Raw genomic sequence first — 20,583 nt, 5'->3', positions numbered from 1 at the left:
GATGTTTATTTCCAAATTTCATGCTATCACAAAATAGAAAAACAATCATATTTTCACCTTTGTAATCTTGCTCTTACATTTGTGAATACATACATACGCACTTTATTCAGGTTATACTAATTTCAGAGGTGATGTTCTTTGCACAATGAAGGGGTTACGTTAACAAATGAGCATTGGCAAGCAATTATTCATAATGATTCTTCCTATGATAGTAAATTCTTTTATGCTGTGAAATCAACCGGAATCTTTTGCAGGCCATCATGCAAATCAAGAATACCGAATAGAAACAATGTACGAATTTTTCATCACGCAGAGCAAGCATTGAGTGAAAACTTTCGCCCGTGCAAACGTTGTAAGCCAAATGGGATCACTTTACCTAATGAAGAGTGGGTAAAACAAATTAAAGATTGTATCGAAAAAGACTTTAACGAATTATTAACTCTCGACATACTTGCTGAAATGTGCCATGGTAGCCCATTTCATTTACAACGCACTTTCAAAAAAATGACTGGGATAAGCCCAATAGAATATATACAACAGTTTAGGATTGTTAAAGCGGCAGAGCACCTTTTACAAACAAATCAATCCATTAAAGAAATTAGTACTGCTATCGGGATAGAAAACCCAGAGTATTTCGCAACTTTATTTAAAAAGAAAACCGGGTTTACTCCTACTGAATATCGAAAAAAGAACGAAATGAAAGAAGGATACAATAATGAATTCCTCCAAAAATAAATTTATATATTGGACGCTACTTACACATGAAGATTGGCATTTTCATATTGCTGCAACTGAAAATGGACTATGCTTCATTGGATCACAAGATGAAAGCTTTGAAGAACTAAATATATGGGCTAGAAAAAAATTGCCACAACATATATTGGCATGTAATCCAGATTACCTGCCATCATATACGAAAGAAGTTATCGAGTATTTAGAAAGTAAGCGAGAAACTTTTACATTCCCTATCGATGCTTACGGAACTGATTTTCAATTATCTGTTTGGAATACAGTACGTGAAATTCCTTATGGAAAGACATATTCTTATTCAGAAATTGCCGAAAGAATGCACAAACCTACTGCTGTGCGTGCCGTTGCTACTGCTATTGCTGCCAACCCTCTTCTCATTACAATTCCTTGCCATCGTGTTATTGGAAAGAATGGTAAACTAACTGGTTTTAGAGGTGGATTAGGAATGAAGAAAGAGTTGCTTACATTAGAAAAGTCGCAGGTAGAATTCATATGACAACAGAATATACTAACGCATTAACTTTAGCAGTTCCAACAGAATTTAGTTTCCAAGAAAATTTACGCTATCTATCACGTTCTAACAATGAATGTATGTTCCAAATTGAAGATAACAAAATTTATAAAGTTATTCCTGTTCACGATGTAAATCCTTTAGTTGAAATTAGTATGAATACGAATGGTAATATTCAAATACGTTTTTTAGAAGAATTATATACATCTGAAGAATCGGTATGCGAAGCTGTAGCTACTTATGTGAAGGATTGGTTTGATTTAACTACTGATTTAGCTCCCTTTTATACATTAGCTAAACTTGATGTACTCCTTCAAGGACCAATTGAACAATATTATGGCCTTCGTACTTTAGGTATTCCAGACTTATTTGAAGCACTTTCCTGGGGAATTATCGGTCAGCAAATTAACCTCACATATGCTTATACGCTAAAAAGAAGATTAGTCGAGCAATTTGGTAATTATGTAGAATGGAATGATAGAAAACATTGGATATTCCCTTCTCCTGAAACGATTGCACATTTACACGTAGAGGAACTTAAAAAATTAAAAATGACGACTAGAAAATGTGAATATTTAATCGGTATTGCAAAGCTTATTACAGAAGGAAAACTATCAAAAGAATCTTTACTGCAAATACAAGATGTGAAACAAGCTGAAAAACAATTAACTGCTATACACGGTATAGGACCGTGGACTGCCAACTATGTTTTAATGCGTTGTTTACGATTTCCTTCCGCTTTTCCAATTGACGATGTTGGCTTGCACAATGCAATTAAATATATAACAGGTTCTGAAAGTAAACCGACTAAACAGGAAATAAAAGATTTTGCGGCAAATTGGACCAACTGGGAGTCTTACGCAACTTTTTATTTGTGGCGAGTATTATACTAAAAAACCAAGTAGCGCATCCGCACTACTTGGTTCTTTTTTAAGCTTGTTCCTCGAATCGTCTTGCGATTTCCACAATAACTTGAACAGCTTTTTCCATCGTATCCACCGAAACATATTCAAATTTACCGTGATAGTTTTCACCACCTGTGAAAATATTCGGCGTTGGTAATCCCATATACGATAATTGTGATCCATCTGTTCCACCACGAATCGGATGAATGTTTGGTTCGATATTTAAACTTTTCATCGCTTCATATGCAATATCAACAATTTCTCTCACTGGTTCGATTTTTTCAAGCATGTTATAGTATTGATCATTCATTTCTAAAACGACTGCATTTTGTCCATACTTCTCTTGCATTTGCTTCACAATATTTTCAACGTTATGTTTACGCGCCTCAAAATTTTCACGATCAAAATCTCGAATAATATAATACGCTTTACTTTGCTCAACATCACCATTTAATGAAAGTAAATGATAGAATCCTTCATAGCCTTCTGTATATTCTGGTGCCTCTTCTACTGGTAAATATCCATTAAACTCCATAGCAAGTTTAGTTGCGTTACGCATTTTATTTTTCGCTGTTCCAGGATGTGTATTCGTTCCATTAAACGTTAACTTAGCGCCTGCAGCATTAAAACTTTCATACTCTAAACCACCTAATGGACCGCCATCCATCGTATAAGCACATGATGCACCAAACGCTTCTACATCAAAATGCGCTGGCCCACGGCCAATTTCTTCATCCGGCGTAAATGCAACTCTTATTTTCCCATGCTTAATTTGTGGATTATGTATTAAATAGTTCATTGCAACCATAATTTCTGTAAGACCAGCTTTATCATCTGCTCCTAGAAGTGTCGTACCATCCGTTGTAATAATCGTATGTCCTTTATATAATGGTAATTCTGGAAACTGTTCTGGCGTTAACACAACATTTAGCTCTTCATTTAACGTAATCGCATTGCCATCAAAATTTTCATGAATTTGTGGTTTTACGTTTTTCCCTGTAAAATCTGTTGCCGTATCTAAATGTGCTAAAAAGCCGATTACTGGCACATCCTTATCCGTATTAGCAGGAAGTGTTGCCATTACATACCCATTATCATCCATTGTTACTTCTGTTAAGCCAATCTCTTTTAACTCTTCCACTAATAACTTACCAAACTCAATTTGTCCAGGTGTTGTTGGTACTGTATGACTTTCTTCATTTGATTGTGTATCAATCTTTACATATCTCGTAAATCTTTCAATAAGCTCTTGTTTCAAACTCGTTCACTCCCTTTTATATTTCTTTCTCTATTATAATCCTTGAGACGAAATATTTTAACTTTTTTGACTGTGAATGCATAAATTTCATTTGTATTCAACAGTTTTAAACAAACCCTAAAAAGTCGTAATATTTGTACATCAAAACTCTTACATGTAATATACATAATTATACAATATAGGAGGTTTTAAAGATGAGGCTAACTCTCTTTCGCTATTTTCTTTTTTTCTTAGGGTTAATTTTCTTTGGCCTTGGAAATGCTCTTGCAGTCAAAGTAAAATTTCTCGGTTTACATCCTTGGGAAGTTTTAAATATGGCTCTCTACCAAAGATTTGGATGGACCATTGGTACGTGGAGTGTCATATGTGGATTATGTCTCGTTCTCATTTCTTTATTAGTAGATCGAAAATATATAAATGTGGGTACATTTTTAAATGCACTACTTATCGGTCCCATTATGGACTTTTTCTTACAATCAAACATTCTTCCAAACGCTAGTAATTATTTATGGATAAACTTACTCATTTTATTTGCTGGTATTGCAATTACAGGTATTGGGGGAGGGATGTATGTTGCGGCTGGGATTGGTGCTGGCCCTCGAGATGGATTCATGCTTACTATTTCCGACAAAACAGGGCTATCTATTAGTCGTGCTAGAATCATAGTAGAATGTGTTGTACTAGTTATTGGATTTATGCTAGGAGGTCCTGTTTTCATCGTAACTTTTCTTTACACCTTTATTCAAAGTCCAATCTTTCAGCAATCATTTAAGATGTTTCAAGCCCTCTTACATACTTTACATAACAAAGAGAAAGTTAGTGAACATATTTAAAATACAACTTAATACAAAGTATTCACCCTATTTACGATTCTCATCGCAAATAGGGTGTTTCTTTTTTTATCTCACAATTTAAGAATATATACTACTCATTCACAATAAATGTATATATATCATCATAAATACAACCATTTACTTTAATAACATACTTCCCTGGTTTACTAAAACGAATTGTGTATTTATTTAACTGAATTGCTTCTTTATCTCCAGAAAGAATATCAATACTTCTACCACTCAATACATAAAATGCACTTTGATTCATCGTTACATCAATTGCATTGAAATTTTCTTCTTTTACCTGCTGGGTTTCCGCAGCGCTTACACTTGGTTCTAAAAATAGTAGTCCACTTAATCCAACCGTACCTGCTAAAGCTACTCCCGCAAACTTTTTAATCTTTTTCATCACATTGTCCTCCTTATAAATTTTGTATAAAGGTGATTTTCCCCTTTACACCACAAAGCCTATATGTAATGAAATGAAAAGTAAACGGGGACCGTAAGACAAAATTCTACATCTTTTTTTCCAATTGAATAGAAATCCAACGTTTGGAGTTTTGTCACATTTAAAATTGTTTCCTTAAACCAACTTCCATTTATATTATTCAGAAATTGAATAATTACTTATTAATTTAACATTCTAAAAATAGTTGATAAAAATGCATTCTATAAAAAAGAGTGTGTTTTATAAGTACAAATTAAAACACACTCCATATATGCAGTTTCATTCTCCTATCCATAATCTTTCTACATTCATGAATTGCTCCTCTTTAAATTCCAACTTATATATGTCAGGCTTTGATGTATGTATTAAAAATTCAAACCCATATTGGTTATTGAAGTAATTCATCATTAATGTCATTACAAGTCCATGTGTGCCAATTACAATTTTTTGTCCTTGAAAATTCATTAATATTTTCTTTAACATTTTCACTACCCTTACCTGACAATCCTTATATGACTCTCCTTCTGTTAGTGCAAAATCCGGATCAGAGAACATCTTCTTTACAAGTGGATACACCTCTTTATCTGATATAATCTTATCCTCACTTAAAAACATACACTCTTTGAGATTCTCATATACTACTACTTCTTTTTCATAGAAATCGGCTGATTTTTCTATCGTTAACACAGCCCTCTTATACGGACTTGAAATGAAAGTATCGATTCCCTCTGTTTTTAATATGTCTGTTACTCTGTGAGCGTCTAAACTTCCCTTTTCAGTTAAACCACGTGTTCTTTCACTCCCTTCTAATTTTGATGATTCACCGTGCCTAACCATATAAATATATGTATTCATACTTCCTCCTTGAAAATATTCATTCGTTTTTTATAAATTTTGTTGTTTTGTTCGTGTAATCCATTCTCCTACTAAACTCTCGAATAGTTCAGGCTGTTCAATTTGCAAATTATGTCCCGCCATATCAAGCACCGCTAATGTTGCTCTTGGATAATCTTCAATAATTTCTATAATATCTCGATAACCTACCGATATATCTTGTCTTCCTGCTAATAAAAGAACGGGTTTCTCATATTTCTTTCGGTGAAACTCCATAGTAAGAGAATAATTTTTTTGCAACCTTTCAATAAATTCATAATTAGCAACATCTAACCCCGGCTTAATTTCTTCTTTAAATCGTTTATATGTATATTCATTTGCTACCACTGCTAACTCGCTAAATTCTTTTCTTTCGGTAGAAGTTAACGTATTTAAAAACTCCTTATCTTGTACAATTATCTGTTTATCCGGTAAACGTCTTTCTTTTTGCAGCGCAACAACCACAGGACATATTAATAATAATCCATTGACTCTCTCAAACATTTTTGAAAGTATCCCTCTAGCTAAATATCCGCCGAAAGACTCTCCTACTAGTAAAAAATCTTTCTTTGGAATGATTTCTTCAATAAATATAGTTAACACTTCTAATATATGATCTGAACTATTTATCCAATCTGGAGCGTTCGACTTTCCCATTCCAGGTAAATCAATATATATTCGTTGATAACCTTCATATTTTTGAAATACTGATTCCATACATTTCATCATTAACCTATGATCCGGCGCACAGCCATGTATGATAAGGACCGGTTTCCCCTCTCCAACAATTTCATAGTATATTTCCGCACCTTTCATTCGCCATAACATAAAAAGTCCTCCCTATTTAGTGAAAATACTATCCACTCTGTAAGAATACATGTTCTTATTTTATATCCCTTTGTAACATTTTTACAAATGTTAATTTTCAGATTAAAAATAAAAACCTTACTTAAAATAGCCTATAACAATCAAAAGATCAGCTAGAAAGAGGATTCTCATCATTTTATATGCAATTGTGCATCTCCACTTACAAATTACTAAAAAACCTTTACAATTCAAAGGATGACTAAATATACAATTTCCATTTAAAATCTTGATGAAGTACATATTATCAAACTCAATATTTTTCAATTTTAAGAAGTATTAAACTCTTCAATAGTTTCCTTATAAACAAGATTTTTACAAGGAAATCTGATACAATTCTTAAATAATATTATTATGTATAGATATTACGAATATAGTGCATAATTAAAGAAGGTGATTTCATTGAAATTAAATAAAAATTTACAACTATGTATATTAATCGGAACATTAATATGCTATTCAATCTATTTTATATTTTTTTATCTGTTCCCTACTCATTTTTCAAATTCGGATGTACGCTTCGCTTCACTTATCGTTGAAGCCATTACATTTGTATCACTAATTTATTCTATATATTCTAAAAAAGTCAGTTCAAATCCATTTTGGGTATGTATCACAATAGCAATTGGGAGTTTTTTATTAGGAAAAATAGTATATACATATCAAGATAGCTTCTTCGAAATTCCAATACATCGTTTTACTATTTCTGATGTATTTTACATGTTTTTTCTACTCTTTTGTCTTATCGCTTTCAGTTATAAAATTTTAAAAGAATGCGATAAATGGGAAAAAGCGTTCTTTATTTGTGATATATGTATAGTACTTACTTCCATATTCACATTAGAGTGGTATTTATTTAATCAGCCAAATTTAAATATATTCTCTCTTTCACTAGGAGATGTATTCCTTTCATTTCTATATCCAATTGCAGATTTATTATTTCTTCTACTAGGCGTTAGTCTCTTTTTCCGTCCGACAATTTTTAATTCTAAACGGAAGATTTATATCTTTATTTTTGTATTAATAAGTTCTGCAACTTTTAACTATATTTACTTTTACTTAAATAACCATTTATCAACTGAAACGATAACATTATTACGTCTTTTATATAGAATACCTATATTATTTATTGCAATAGCTGGATCTATTTCAGCAGATCGTAATAGCCATAAAAATTATTTCATTGTTAACCCTATAATAGGAAAAAAGGCTTTAGTTGTATTTCCCTATCTTGCTGTTGCAATACTAATTGGGTTTACATTAAAAGAACAAACATCATCTTCAACTCTCATTACAGGAAATTGTATTACTTTTATTTTCGTACTCATTCGTCATTCTATTGTACGTATGCAAAACAATTCCCTAACGAAACGTTTACAGGCATTTAATGCGCAACTAGAAGAAAAAGTGACTTTACGGACTTCTGATTTAGTTCATAAATCAGAGGCTCTATCTCAAAAACAACAAAAGTTTAAATCGTTATATGAATATCACCCTGATCCTATTTTTACAATTGATTTACATGGCGTATTCTTAAATGTAAATCAAGCCGGGAGTATACTACTTGGGGCACCAACGAACGAGTTACTCGGTGAAACATGTTTTTCGATTATTTTAGATGAAGACAAACATAAACTAACATCTGCATTAGAAAAGGTGAAACAACAAGAATCGGCATACTTACAACTAAGTTCTAAATATAAAGATGGTTTTACTTATTTCTTATACGTTACCATCGTCCCTATTATAATAGACGGACAAATTTCAGGAAGCTATATTATGGTAAAAGATATTACCGCACTAAAAAAGCAACAAGAAGAAATAAAGTATTTAGCATTCCATGATACTGTAACAAAAATTGGAAACCGTGCCTTTTTCCATAAGAAATTAAAAAGAGTTATAAAACATGCTAAAACGACAGAAAGCGAGTTTGCATTATTATATTTAGACTTAGATCGCTTTAAAGCGATTAACGATACACTTGGACATTCGGCAGGAGATCACATATTAGAAGAAGTAGCGAAGCGATTCCAATCATGTCTTCCATCACATACTCATCTGTCAAGAATCGGTGGCGATGAATTTACAATCTTAATTGAAAACTATACTGACGAAGATTCCTTATTCGATTTATGCAACCAGTTATTTGAATGCATGGAAAAACCGTTTGTCATACATGAGCATACATTAACTTTATCACTTAGTATCGGCATCGCTATTTATCCACATTCCGGAATCGATACCGCTACACTTTTGAAAAACGCTAATGTTGCAATGTATGATGCAAAGGCAAAAGAGCTTAACTCTGTCTCTATTTATGACGATGTAATCGCTAAAAAAATTGAAAGACGATTACGATTAGAAAAAGATTTACCAAACGCAATACAAAATGAAGAATTGTTCCTTTTATATCAACCTCAAGTAGATAGTGAATCTAATAAAATTATCGGTGCAGAAGCTCTAATCAGGTGGAATCATCCTGAATTAGGCGTTATTTCTCCATACGAATTTATTCCGATTGCAGAAGAAACACTACAAATTATTCCAATAGGAAAATGGACATTGCAGCAGGCCTGTGAGCAAATGAAACGTTGGCACACACTCGGATATTCTCATTTGAAAATTGGTGTAAACTTATCTGCTAAAGAATTTGAACAAGAAGATTTTATAAAGTCTATTTCTTCTACATTAGCAACTACATGCTTACCGGCAAGTTCTCTCGACCTTGAATTAACAGAGCGCATTGCAATGATGGATGAGCGAGAAACATTGATAAAGCTCCGCACACTAAAGAGTTTAGGAGTTCACATTTCAATCGACGACTTTGGTACAGGTTATTCTTCACTAGCGTATTTACCTTTATATCCAATAGATACGTTAAAAATCCCAAGAGAATTTATAACAATGTCTGAAACGTGTGAAGATGGAATGGAAATTATTAAAACGATTATCACATTAGCACATACATTAGAAATGTCTGTCATTGCTGAAGGTGTAGAAACGAAAGAACATGTGAATTTCCTTCAAAAAAATAAATGTCAGTTTATTCAAGGTTACTATTATAGTAAACCTATCCATACTCATGCATTTACTGAGCTATTAGAAATCGGTATTCACCCATAGTATATAGCTAATATGGATAAGTAATAATGAATTTGAACAACTATAGTAAAAAGGAAAGAAGATACCTTCTTTCCTTTTGTTTTTTTATTTAAATTTCTATTACTTCACCACTTCATTTATTATATCTATTAATTGACGAATCCCCTCATCATTTGTTTTCTTATATCCATTCATGTTTTGAATATATCTCTCCTTATTTGTATGCAACTTATTTATTGCATGTATGAATACATTCGTACTTATTCTGTCCTGGAGTATAACTTCCGCATATCCTTGCCGAGAAAAATATTCAGCATTTAAAACTTGATCTCCCCTACTGGAACTGTTAGTTAACGGGATAAGCAACATCGGTTTCTTCAAAAATAGCAATTCAGAAATAGCAGTAGAACCCGCTCTAGAAACTACAACACTCGCCATATTTAGTATATGCGGCAACTCGTCCCCTATATACTCAAATTGCATATAACCCTCCATACCAATAGATGAATCCACCTTACCTTTACCGCACATATGAACAATATTAAAATTTAATAGTAATGTTTCCAAACTTTCCCTTACCATATCATTTATCCACTTAGCACCTTGACTCCCACCCATAATTAACAATACTGGTTTATCTTGCTGAAATTTACAATAGCTTCTTCCCCGCAATACGTTGCCCCTCTCAATTTCTTCCCTTACAATTGGTCCTACATAAACCTTCTTCTCATTACTGACAGTTTCTCCTGTCTGAGGGAATGTTGTGCATAGTTTTGTAGTAAAAGGTAATGCTATTTTATTTGCTAATCCTAACGTACTATCTGGTTCACGTATTATTACAGGCACTTTATTCATCCACGCTCCTATTACTACAGGAACGGACACAAATCCTCCTGCCGAAAAAACAACATCTGGTTTTATTCGTTTCATCAATTTATAACTTTGTATGCAACCTTTTATTATTTTAAAAGGATCTTTAAAGTTCTCCCAATCCCAATATCTCCTAAGCTTCCCCGTTGAAATACTATTGTATTTCACATTTTGAACTAATAGTTTTTCAATTCCATTTTGAGATCCAATATACTCAACTCCCCATCCTTTTTCCATAAATTTAGGAATCAATACCATATTAATCATTACGTGTCCGGCTGTACCGCCCCCAGTAAAGAGAATCTTTTTATTCATAATTTATATCCACCTTTATCATTAAAAATCTTGTTTTATACTAATCTATTAAATGTAAGTAAACTTACTATTATTTATATAAACATGTAACTCAAATCCTATATCTTGCAAAAAATCTTTAATGAGATCATAAAAATCATTTCCATACTCACTACATTCATAATGAGCAAAGACTTGAATTACATGCCTAGTTCCTGGACCTATTACTGGATTTTTCCTATCATCCTTTTTACCTTCCACATAGGCTCGACATTTATTTATCGCCTCATAGATACACAAAACATGCTCTTCCTCATCTTTCCAGTCCAGCGTATCAACAATTAAAAGAAATAGCGTATTTTGATTATCTATTGTTTTATAGCCATTCATATATTTCTTACACCCTTTTTATTTTTCATTGAATGCAGATTTCACTACACTTCGCATACTCGAGTACATCTTTTAATGATTGATGGAATTGAATTTCTGGGACCCAACCTAACCTTTTTATATCCTCTATTACTAAACTCTCATTTGATTCGCTCCCACTATGCTCGGCTTCTTTTATGGAAAAATTCAGCTGTGTTAATTCTTTGTATTGTTCTAGTACATCTAATAAAGATCGTTTCACTCCTGACCCGACATTATATTGTTTTCCATTTATCCCATCTCGTAATAACACATGATACGCTTTAACCGCATCACGTACATCTAGAAAATCCCTACTATCTTTCAAACTGTTTACTTCAATAATTGCTTCACTTTTGTTCGACTCTATAGTTATCATTTTTTTTGCAAGAATAGAACAAATACCATTCGATACTCCTGGACCAATTAAATTCGAGGGCTTTGCAATGATAATATTTGAATTCATTAATTCACTCCACGCCTCTGCAATAATGATTTGCATCGTTTTACTTAAACTATATGGATTTGAAATTTTTATTTTGTTCATACTATCTGCTTGCAAAGCAGATCCTATAACCAATATCCTACAATGAGGTGCTTCTTGCTTAATTGCTTCTAATAAATATAATGTCCCTATTACATTAATCTCTACATATTCAAGAGCGGCTGTCCAAGACTCTATGACCGAATTCTTTCCTGCTAAATGCAATACATAATCTGGCTTTATTTGTTTCATTACCTTCATTACTTCGCTCTTATTAGTTAAATTACAAGTAATACCATTCCCAATTATTTCTCTATGCGCACGATTTTGAAACATGGGAATTACATGAAAACCCTGCTCTAAAAAATATTGGCAAGCATGGCGTCCTGTGAAGCCATTTGCACCAGTTATTAAGAGCTTCGCATTTTTTTTCATCGTAAAAACCCTCCTTTTAATAACATTTGTTTCACCTCGTGTTTTGCAAGTAAGTCTTGTTGAGAACTAAAACTCTTCACATCTACTAGCGGATAACTAGTATAATATTCTTGCAGCCCTTCTATAGGAATAGTCGGTAGTACCACAAAATAATTTTGATCAAAGCTTATACTTGTTTTACTCTCTACCTCAGATAAAAGCATTTCACTTAATTTTTCACCCGGCCTTATCCCTATCTCTTTTAACTTCACGTTTTCTTTTTTTGAATCTTCAATTAACACTTCTGCTAAATCTGTTATTTTACATGCTGGCATTTTCATGACAAAGATTTCTCCACCTCTACCTTGATATACGGCTTTAAATAACAATCCAACAGCATCTTCAATCGTTAAGAAAAATCTAGTCATATTTGCATCGGTAATCCCTACTTGTGAAGATTTTTTAATTTGGTTTTTAAAAAGTGGTACCACACTTCCGCTCGTCCCTAAAACATTTCCACCACGAACACAAATAAATTTTGTTTTCTTCGTTTGCATATTCGCATGAACCATTAACTTCTCACCAATTGCTTTTGTCATCCCATACGTATTTGATGGGTCAGCTGCTTTATCCGTTGAAACATATATAACTTTCTCAACTTGCATCTGTATAGATGCTTCAATTACATTTTGTGTACCATGTATATTAGTTTTTATAGCTTCATAAGGATAATACTCACATACTGGAACATGTTTTAAAGCTGCAAGATGGAATACATAATGTACACCTTGGCATGCATAGGCTATTTGATCTTTATCACGAATATCTCCAATAATAAATTTTAACCTATCATCATTTATAAACTGTTGCTGCATTTCAAACTGAACCGTTTCATTTCTTGAAAAAACCCTAATTTCTTTCGGGGATTTTTCTAATAGTTGTTTTATAAGTTCATGTCCCCACGAACCTGTACCACCAGTAATTAAAATTATTTTATTCAGCATCTCTTTTCCTCCTACCAAACATTTCAATTCATATAGTATTTATAAAATTTATTGAATTATTTTCAATTGATTTAAATCATAATCGTCGTTTGTTACATTTAATTGACAAAATAAAAAAACAGAAACTATTAAAAATAGTTTCTGTTTTTTTATTTCACCTCACAACAGTAAGATTTTTTATACTTTTTGCATGATAACTAAACCTTTGTAAAAAACACCGCTCATTTATTTCTTATACTCGTAATAAAATAAATAGAATGATTCATAGCCAATAATCATGTTTAAATTTATGAAAAATGGAGGTAACGGAATGTACCGAAGCAATTCAAATCATACAGATAAGGGACCTTCCAAAGCACTGCCTCTCTCCCTATTTGATGTAAAAAATGAATTAAAACAAAAAAGCAAACTCATACATTCTGGCACGATGTATAAATTAACGAAAGAAGAGCAACTCATCATCAACAACATAAAAATACAAACAGAACAACTAAATAAAAATAATGTGACAAGAACACGCGCATACTACCAATTTTACATTCAATATCCAGAAATACATTGGGCACTACTTGGGCATATGGTATCACGTAACGGCGGTTGGAATATGACTGATTTAAAGGGCGATTTATATACGAAAATTTTATCAGAGAAAGATCAAATCACATTTTTTTCTTTTTTAGAAAGAGGAAATTGGCTTATTTTCCAAGATGTATATCCTCAATTTCTGCTTTATGAACAAAGTGTAAAAAGAGCACAAAAGCTATTTCACCTTCTCCCTCACCTAAATGTTTCTACATTTATGGAAACGATGTGGAACGATTTTTGGAAAACAGGTAACAAAAAAACATTAGCTATTGCAACTATTATTAATGAACAAAACTACTTAGAAAAAAGAGTGATTCAAAATATACAATTTAAAAAGACTGTACTTAATAGTATTGGATTTAAACTCTTTGATTTCTTTCAGTTTAATCATATCCTTTTCCCATTCTACGAAAATGATAAGAAACACAAAGTATTACTATTTGGTGATACAATGAAACATTTTACTTCCTTACACGAACGAATCTTAATTGGAAAAAGGTTGTATTCATTATTATTTCGAGACACACATGTTTTATCTCAAATAATAAGCTGGGCCCAGCACCATCCGCATACAGGATCAAGGAAAGATTACTGGCCCCATTTATTCTCAAGTGTAAATGAATCTTTTTCCCGTGAGTTTTATAAACGTCGAATAAAGAAATGCCAGTTGCGTACTGGCACCTATCGTATATACAGTCCTGCACTTATCTATGCATGGCGAGATATGAAGCATGAAGAAGTTGACAGTGAAGATTGGTTTACGGACTGGCAAGTTGTAAATTACTTAGTAGATAAGGAGGAAAATATAAATGGACAAATTACAGAAGACTACTGTAAAACACTCGAAAAAATTGAGTTGGCAATTCTTGCAAAGAAAAACGTCCTCCTTCGAGAAGAAGAATGATTTTCTAGCATTAGCAGTTACAATCTTACTCTCTTCTATTATCGGCACTTGCTTAGATGCTTTCTTTGTTGCAAAACAAATCTATTCCTTTCCCGTTAGACCATTCTCATCCATATTTTCAGTTAACATTGGCTTTACTTTGTTTGTACTACCGATTTTAACAACGATTTTCATACAAATTTCAAAAACATTATCTGCAGTTTCTAGAATTTTATTTATTGTTTCAATAGGTATTTGTGCTAGTATTTTTGAACAGATTGCAGAAAGATTCGGTTTCTTTATTCATAGCGTAGATTGGAATCATACATACTCTTTATTTGGCTATATGATTTTCTTTTCTTTTATTTTGAAAACATATCATTTCATACAAAAATAAAGAGACCATAATCGATCTCTTCTTAAGCATAATCTTCAGTTATTGTTAATGATATAGGATTTTGAAGACTTTTTGAACGTAAACGATAGGCAACGATTTTCTTCTTATATTGCTTGATTACATCAACATGTTCCTCATGGCTATACAGAGAAAATCTAATCTCTTTATTCCCTTTCTTCGTATTAATAACGATTGGTGTTCCTTCCCCGTGCGGTGGGAAATAATGTTTATCTAAAAATAAAGCCTCATTAAATTCATGAATAACTTGTAGTTTCATTTCTCCCACTATATTTTTTCCATCTATCGATATAGAGGTATTCTCTTCTTCAAGTTTTTGATGCAATTCAAATCTACTAATAATTGATTCTACAACAGAAGTTGGCATACTAGAAACTAGTACTTTAAGAGCGCCAAAAATAAATAATGTAACTATAAACCATGTTGTCATTTTCATCATCTCCATTATATTTTAAAATATAAATTTCGTTCCATAAGGTATAAATATACTAATGAGTATTCCGGTTACAATCATCGTCACTGAACCGATCGTCGCCTCTTTCTCGCCTTCCTTCACGAGACGGCTCACACCAATAATATGTGATGCGCAGCCCATCCCCACTCCTTTTCCAATCGTACTTGTTATACGGAAAAACTTAAGTACTGTTGGTCCGATAATAGCACCTGTTATTCCTGCAACAACTACAAAACTAGAAGTCATAGATGGAATACCACCAATTTGATCCGCTAATGAAATGGCGATAGGCATCGTCGCTAATTGCGGCAGTGTTGTTAATATGAGTTCCTTATCTATATTTAACATTCCGCCTATCACTACATTCATACTCGTTAAAGCCACTATACCTACCGCTACGCCGATAAGTATCGACAAAAAATTTTTCATAAGTATATTTCGCTCTTTAAATAAAGGTATCGCTAACGCTACAATTGCAGGACTCAATAAGCCGGAAAGAATGTCTCCCCCATTTTCTCTATACTCATGATGAGAAATACCCAAAATCAGAAATAAGCAAATCATACTTGCTGTAACTGTTAACACCGGTAACGTAAATGGAAACGGAATTTTTTTATATAACTTTGTCGCCAATACATACATTACTACAGTAATAATAATTAAGACCATTTGCATCTTGCACCTTGTCGATTTTATTTTTTTGATGCTACTAATAATTGACTTATATACCCTGAAACAATCAATGTTACTATTGTGCTTGCAACTACTAAAAGGAATATAACACTCCCCTTACTGAAAAGAAAAGACCCATATTCCATCAGCCCTGTTGTCGAAGGAATTAGAAATAACGGTAAAAATATAATTAACTTTTCCGCACCTTCCTCAAACCACTTTAATGGTAAAATACGAGTAGCAAGGAGTAAAAACAGCATTAACATTCCTATTAAACTTCCTGGCATTGATAAATGGAATACTTCCTGAATCCACGTACCAACTAAGCTAAATACATATAGCACGCCTACTTGAAGTAAAAGCGTCACGTACTTCATTTCTTTCCCTCATTTCAATATGCATCACTATTATGAAATCTCGTTTAATGTTTCCGCAAACCTCGTGATTCCCAGTTGAATTTGTTCGACATCTACTCTTCCAAAAGTAAAACGAATATATTCACTTTTAGTACCTAAAACACTTCCTGGGACAAACGCTACACCATTTCGTATAGATTCGCCTAATAAATGATATTCATCAAACGTTCCTTGCACTTTGCACCATAAATGTATTCCACCCTCTGGAACAAAAAATTCAACCTGGTCCCCCAATATTTCTTCGAGCTTTCTAATTAACACATCTCTTCTTTCTTTCAATTGTTCACGAAGCATTGCAATATGTGCATGAAAATCTGCTGATTCTAAAAACTGATTTGCCACCCACTGCGTAAATACACTATGGCCAAAATCAACTTGCTGCTTCGCATCTGCTAAACGTTCTATTACACGTGTAGGGCCAATTACCCAGCCAATACGTAATCCTGATGCAACAATTTTTGATAATGAACTTATATAAAGAACATTCCCGTTTTGATCCATTGATTTTAATGTTGGATTCACTTCTCCATTAAATGAAGTTAAACTATACGGATCATCTTCTACAATCGGTATCCCAAATTCAGAAGACAGTTCTAAAATTTTTTTACGTCTCGCCAATGAAAGCACAGTTCCCGTTGGATTTTGATAATCTGGATTCAAAAACACCATACGAATACGATGCTTTTTATGCAAATCAATTAAATCATCTGGATTCATTCCATACTGATCAACAGGTAAATGGAATATTTTTAAGCCAGCGGATTTAAACATCGGCAATGAGAAACAATACGAAGGGTCCTCAATTGCAATCGCATCGCCAGGTTTTAATAAGCATTGAACGATAAGATTAAGTGCCTGTTGTGCGCCAGATGTAATAAGGATAGAATTCGAATCCGCTTCAATTTGTTTATATTGCTGAACATGTGCTGCAATTGTTTTTCTCAACATTTCATTTCCAAGTGGATGGTCATAACCGAGGTTCCCCATAAATGTTTTCTCCGACAAAATCGTTCGGAATCTATCACTCGGAATTAATTCTGGTGACAATTCACCACTCGCTAAATTAATTAAGTCATCTTTTTGTGTTTCCGTTCTAATTTGTTGAACGAGTGGTACATTAGGTAAGAACGATCCATCCTCAACGTACCTACCCCAGTTCGGTATTCGTTTATGTGAAACACCCCATATGTCTGTATTTACCCGTGTTCCGCTTCCTTTTTGCCGTTCTACTACTCCCAGTGATTTTAATTCTTCATATGCAGCTACTATCGTACTTCGGTTCACCTGTAATTCTTTCGCTAACGTACGCTCAGAAGGTAACTTGCTGTCAGAAGGAAACTCACCTGAAGAAATACCCCTTTCAATATAATCCGCTATTTGTTTATATACAGGCGTCTTATCTGCACGATTTGGTTTCCATTCCACCTTCTTGCCCCTCTCAAAACGAAATATACTTGATTTCCTACTAACAGTATTGACTGTAATAATAGTATTAATTAAGCGCATGATTTAAAAACATTTTTACAGTCCTATTAAAGCTAGTCGGCTGTTCTAAATAAGGTAAGTGACCACTACTTTTCAACTCAATGAAAGTTGTATTTTTCAAATGTCGTTCAAACTCTCTTACATATTTCTCAGGGACAAAATCATCATTTTCCCCTCTTATAATTAAAATAGGACATGAAATATTTGATAGAAACGGTCTTTGATCATAGTCCACTAATTCAGCAAATAACCTTTGAATATGCACCGAATTAATTGACTGTAAAGATTGATAAAATCCCCTGACAATTACTTCATTATCTGCTACTCCCATCGCCTTCAATAATGTATCCGCCCATGTTTTTCCGTCATCGTGCAAGCTAAGTAAATCATATACTTCAATTCGTTCTTTTCGATCTTCAGGCTCCAAATAGGGAAATGCATTTACAACAATTAAGCTAGAAACAAAGCCTGGATATTGAATAGCAAAATCGATACCGACTCTAGCTCCTTTTGAAAGACCACACATAACTACTTTTTGTAGCTTTAAATAACTGCATAACTCATACAAAACATTTGTATATTCTTTAAAAGGGATTTCCAGCCCTTCAGATTTCCCATGCCCCGGTAAATCAAGAGAAATCACCGTCCAATTCTCTTTGAAATATTGCCTTTGATATAGCCAATTGTTTGCGTTCCCACCAAGACCGTGTATTAACAATATAACAGGGCCCGACCCTTCTATATTGTAAGAAATTTTCCAATTATTATATTCAAAATACATATTCATCACCTTCAGCTATAACGTCACTTACTCTTATCTTTGAATGAATATATCCAAAATGGTTCCTTTTCTAACCACTCTACTATTTCCGGTACACCTTCTTCATACTCTCTTTTTAGTTCCGTTACTTTCGTCGCAAATTGTGATGCATGTGCTTGCAATGCCTCTAACTTTTTGGGAACATATTCTTTCACTTCATTTTTAAAATGCGGAGGACCTATTTCCGCTTCATGATTCTTCGAAAAAGCTACCGCATAAAATGTTGGCCTTTTATATTCCGGAATATTAGCTAACACCTCTGCTACCGCTTCTCCTGTTGCATCATGATCTGGATGAACCGCATATCCCGGATAAAAAGAAATGACTAACGAAGGATTCAATTCTTCTACACATTTTTGTATTACACATCTTAACTCTCCGGGAGTTTCAAATTCCAGGATTTTATCACGATATCCCATCATACGTACATCTTTAATCCCTAAAATATTTGTAGCCCTCTTTAGTTCCTTCTCTCTTATAACATATAATGATTCACGTGTTGCAAAAGGAGGATTTCCCATCGTCCTCCCCATTTCCCCTAACGTTAAGCAAACATAAGTAAGAGGAACATTTCGCTGCGCATAAGCTAAAATTGTACCTGCCACGCAATATGACTCATCATCTGGATGCGGAAATACAATTAAAACGTGGCGTTCATTTTTTATCAAAATCATACTCCTCCATCATACACAATATTAACCTTTTTCTTTCAAAACTATTAAATCACTACCGCATACCACGTTACCCCAACAAGTAGTACGAAAAGAAGGAGAATATAAATAGTTGATAAGTTTTTCACATTTCTCTTTGTAGACTTGCCGTAATTCTCCTCCACATTTCGTGCAACTAGCACGGTCCCAAACAGCGATACAATTACAATAATAACCACTAGTGAAATTGCAAAACTCATTGTATTTTCACCTCTCTAAAGACAATCTATTTTAATAAAGAACTTCCTCTTTAAAACATTAATAACATACTACCTTTCTTCTCTTATCATAATGTATGTTTGCAAAAAACGGACCAACCACTTTTGTGTTTTTTTGCTCATCCACTTTGAAAATAAAAAACAACTGATCACTTTGGACTCAGTTGCTTTTCACACGATAAATTATTTTCTTTTTTTATTTGAAATTAATTCGATTTAAAAGTTTAGTCTTTTCATAATGAAACATCGATTGAGATAACTCGAAAATTGTCCCGTTTACAAGACATACTGTATTTTCAATAAGAAGCGCCGGCTCACCTTCATTTAATTCTAACAGCTGCGCGTTTTCTTTATTTACTTTTTCACAACTAATAACTTTATCGGCAAAGCCAATATTTAATCGTAAATCTTCAATGAAATAACTGTATACAGAGCTTAATGCTATTTCTTTATTCAAATATGGAATAATATCCTTTTTGAAATAACTTACTTCAATAGAGAATGGTTTACCATCTACAATTCTTAAACGCTTCAAAAAATATATTCTAGTTCCAGCTTCGCATTGCATCCGCTTTGCTATATCTTCATCCGCATCTATTACTTCAAGCTCTAACACTCTCGTTTTAATATTTTGCGAAACGAGATTTTTCGTTAATCCACGTAAACTTCCTAAATTAATGTAATCTGTTACAGAAGTTTCGCGTAAAAACATACCACTACCTTGCACTTGAAAAATATAACCTCTATTTACAAGCTGGCTACTTACTTTACGTATCGTATTACGGCTTACTTCAAATCGATTCATCAACGCTTCTTCTGTAGGTAGTTTTTTCGTTTCATTAAAAAGCCCATCTCGAATGTTTTGCTCTAACACATCTGCAATTTGTTTATACTTTGCACTCATACA

23 protein-coding genes are annotated in these 20,583 nt (G+C 33.2%); 7 read left to right on the top strand and 16 right to left on the bottom strand.

The annotated features are described in order from the left end of the window. The first annotated feature begins 138 nt into the window (after positions 1 to 138). The 3 genes from ILT06_RS06605 to ILT06_RS06595 are packed head-to-tail and all read left to right on the top strand — an operon-like array spanning position 139 to position 2,154. Positions 139 to 735: a bifunctional transcriptional activator/DNA repair enzyme AdaA gene (locus tag ILT06_RS06605; RefSeq protein WP_088047325.1), complete on the top strand. Its 597-nt coding sequence runs from the start codon at positions 139 to 141 to the stop codon at positions 733 to 735. Beyond that, on the top strand, positions 716 to 1,246 hold the full coding sequence (locus ILT06_RS06600) for a methylated-DNA--[protein]-cysteine S-methyltransferase (RefSeq protein ID WP_064475055.1): 531 nt from the start codon (positions 716 to 718) through the stop codon (positions 1,244 to 1,246). The genes ILT06_RS06605 and ILT06_RS06600 overlap by 20 nt, the downstream gene beginning before the upstream one ends. Beyond that, positions 1,243 to 2,154, top strand: coding sequence for a DNA-3-methyladenine glycosylase family protein (locus tag ILT06_RS06595; RefSeq protein ID WP_064475054.1), 912 nt, complete (start codon positions 1,243 to 1,245; stop codon positions 2,152 to 2,154). The genes ILT06_RS06600 and ILT06_RS06595 overlap by 4 nt, the downstream gene beginning before the upstream one ends. Positions 2,155 to 2,191: 37 nt before the next feature. Here ILT06_RS06595 and pepT read toward each other — a convergent pair whose 3' ends face one another. Then, the gene (gene pepT, locus ILT06_RS06590; protein ID WP_000807012.1) at positions 2,192 to 3,424 is read right to left on the bottom strand and encodes a peptidase T; all 1,233 of its coding nucleotides are present in this window, start codon (positions 3,422 to 3,424) and stop codon (positions 2,192 to 2,194) included. 194 nt (positions 3,425 to 3,618) lie between these two features. On the opposite strand from pepT, the gene ILT06_RS06585 reads away from it, so the two are divergent. Then, positions 3,619 to 4,257: a YczE/YyaS/YitT family protein gene (locus ILT06_RS06585; protein WP_064475053.1), complete on the top strand. Its 639-nt coding sequence runs from the start codon at positions 3,619 to 3,621 to the stop codon at positions 4,255 to 4,257. Positions 4,258 to 4,348: 91 nt separating this feature from the next. On the opposite strand, the gene ILT06_RS06580 is transcribed toward ILT06_RS06585, so the two are convergent. From ILT06_RS06580 to ILT06_RS06570, 3 genes are all read right to left on the bottom strand, one after another. Continuing rightward, positions 4,349 to 4,666, bottom strand: coding sequence for a hypothetical protein (locus ILT06_RS06580; RefSeq protein WP_064475052.1), 318 nt, complete (start codon positions 4,664 to 4,666; stop codon positions 4,349 to 4,351). A gap of 318 nt (positions 4,667 to 4,984) precedes the next feature. Next, entirely contained in the window at positions 4,985 to 5,560 is a 576-nt protein-coding gene (locus ILT06_RS06575) for a histidine phosphatase family protein (protein WP_064469414.1), read from the bottom strand. Positions 5,561 to 5,590: 30 nt separating this feature from the next. Further along, on the bottom strand, positions 5,591 to 6,406 hold the full coding sequence (locus ILT06_RS06570; RefSeq protein WP_064469413.1) for an alpha/beta fold hydrolase: 816 nt from the start codon (positions 6,404 to 6,406) through the stop codon (positions 5,591 to 5,593). A 438-nt stretch (positions 6,407 to 6,844) separates the two neighbouring features. Between ILT06_RS06570 and ILT06_RS06565 the strand changes: the two genes are divergently transcribed. Next, entirely contained in the window at positions 6,845 to 9,565 is a 2,721-nt protein-coding gene (locus ILT06_RS06565; protein WP_142289353.1) for a sensor domain-containing phosphodiesterase, read from the top strand. 99 nt (positions 9,566 to 9,664) lie between these two features. Here ILT06_RS06565 and ILT06_RS06560 read toward each other — a convergent pair whose 3' ends face one another. The 4 genes from ILT06_RS06560 to ILT06_RS06545 are packed head-to-tail and all read right to left on the bottom strand — an operon-like array spanning position 9,665 to position 13,018. Further along, on the bottom strand, positions 9,665 to 10,729 hold the full coding sequence (locus tag ILT06_RS06560) for an undecaprenyldiphospho-muramoylpentapeptide beta-N-acetylglucosaminyltransferase (protein ID WP_064475050.1): 1,065 nt from the start codon (positions 10,727 to 10,729) through the stop codon (positions 9,665 to 9,667). A gap of 48 nt (positions 10,730 to 10,777) precedes the next feature. Continuing rightward, complete coding sequence (locus tag ILT06_RS06555) at positions 10,778 to 11,098, bottom strand: DUF6572 domain-containing protein (RefSeq protein WP_064475049.1); 321 nt, start codon at positions 11,096 to 11,098, stop codon at positions 10,778 to 10,780. Between the two features lie 25 nt (positions 11,099 to 11,123). Continuing rightward, positions 11,124 to 12,035, bottom strand: coding sequence for an SDR family oxidoreductase (locus ILT06_RS06550; protein WP_064469409.1), 912 nt, complete (start codon positions 12,033 to 12,035; stop codon positions 11,124 to 11,126). Next, positions 12,032 to 13,018 carry a UDP-N-acetylglucosamine 4,6-dehydratase family protein gene (locus ILT06_RS06545; RefSeq protein ID WP_064475047.1) on the bottom strand — a complete coding sequence of 329 codons (987 nt, stop codon included), beginning with the start codon at positions 13,016 to 13,018 and terminating at the stop codon, positions 12,032 to 12,034. Before ILT06_RS06545 ends, ILT06_RS06550 begins: the two co-directional genes overlap by 4 nt. Positions 13,019 to 13,328: 310 nt before the next feature. Between ILT06_RS06545 and ILT06_RS06540 the strand changes: the two genes are divergently transcribed. Both ILT06_RS06540 and ILT06_RS06535 read left to right on the top strand, forming a co-directional pair. Continuing rightward, positions 13,329 to 14,507, top strand: a complete 1,179-nt coding sequence (locus ILT06_RS06540; RefSeq protein WP_222654932.1) for a DUF2515 domain-containing protein — start codon at positions 13,329 to 13,331, stop codon at positions 14,505 to 14,507. Next, positions 14,470 to 14,883 (top strand): CBO0543 family protein, encoded by a 414-nt coding sequence (locus tag ILT06_RS06535; RefSeq protein WP_088047322.1) that lies wholly within the window; start codon positions 14,470 to 14,472, stop codon positions 14,881 to 14,883. The genes ILT06_RS06540 and ILT06_RS06535 overlap by 38 nt, the downstream gene beginning before the upstream one ends. 22 nt (positions 14,884 to 14,905) lie before the next feature. Here the strand turns inward: ILT06_RS06535 and ILT06_RS06530 are convergent, their stop codons facing one another. The 8 genes from ILT06_RS06530 to ILT06_RS06495 form a co-directional block, all read right to left on the bottom strand. Beyond that, positions 14,906 to 15,331 carry a YfmQ family protein gene (locus ILT06_RS06530; protein WP_064469405.1) on the bottom strand — a complete coding sequence of 142 codons (426 nt, stop codon included), beginning with the start codon at positions 15,329 to 15,331 and terminating at the stop codon, positions 14,906 to 14,908. A 21-nt stretch (positions 15,332 to 15,352) separates the two neighbouring features. After that, positions 15,353 to 16,024, bottom strand: coding sequence for an LrgB family protein (locus tag ILT06_RS06525; protein WP_048545914.1), 672 nt, complete (start codon positions 16,022 to 16,024; stop codon positions 15,353 to 15,355). Between the two features lie 23 nt (positions 16,025 to 16,047). Next, complete coding sequence (locus tag ILT06_RS06520) at positions 16,048 to 16,404, bottom strand: CidA/LrgA family holin-like protein (protein ID WP_000878487.1); 357 nt, start codon at positions 16,402 to 16,404, stop codon at positions 16,048 to 16,050. Positions 16,405 to 16,434: 30 nt separating this feature from the next. Continuing rightward, entirely contained in the window at positions 16,435 to 17,868 is a 1,434-nt protein-coding gene (gene pdxR / locus ILT06_RS06515) for a MocR-like pyridoxine biosynthesis transcription factor PdxR (RefSeq protein ID WP_064469404.1), read from the bottom strand. Between the two features lie 67 nt (positions 17,869 to 17,935). Continuing rightward, positions 17,936 to 18,709: an alpha/beta fold hydrolase gene (locus tag ILT06_RS06510; protein ID WP_064475045.1), complete on the bottom strand. Its 774-nt coding sequence runs from the start codon at positions 18,707 to 18,709 to the stop codon at positions 17,936 to 17,938. Positions 18,710 to 18,732: 23 nt separating this feature from the next. Then, on the bottom strand, positions 18,733 to 19,413 hold the full coding sequence (gene bshB2, locus ILT06_RS06505; protein WP_064469420.1) for a bacillithiol biosynthesis deacetylase BshB2: 681 nt from the start codon (positions 19,411 to 19,413) through the stop codon (positions 18,733 to 18,735). 53 nt (positions 19,414 to 19,466) lie between these two features. Next, a complete protein-coding gene (locus tag ILT06_RS06500) occupies positions 19,467 to 19,658 on the bottom strand; it encodes a hypothetical protein (protein WP_000006469.1) in 192 nt (63 codons plus the stop codon). A 214-nt stretch (positions 19,659 to 19,872) separates the two neighbouring features. Next, positions 19,873 to 20,580 (bottom strand): GntR family transcriptional regulator, encoded by a 708-nt coding sequence (locus ILT06_RS06495; RefSeq protein WP_064469403.1) that lies wholly within the window; start codon positions 20,578 to 20,580, stop codon positions 19,873 to 19,875. Between the last annotated feature and the right edge of the window lie 3 nt (positions 20,581 to 20,583).

The sequence above is a fragment of the Bacillus sp. 17RED48 genome (genome assembly GCF_019837545.1).
In the GTDB taxonomy this organism is placed as follows: Bacteria; Bacillota; Bacilli; order Bacillales; family Bacillaceae_G; genus Bacillus_A; species Bacillus_A wiedmannii.
Note: the sequence above shows the minus strand (reverse complement) of the source record. Positions and strands in the feature narration are given on the sequence as shown.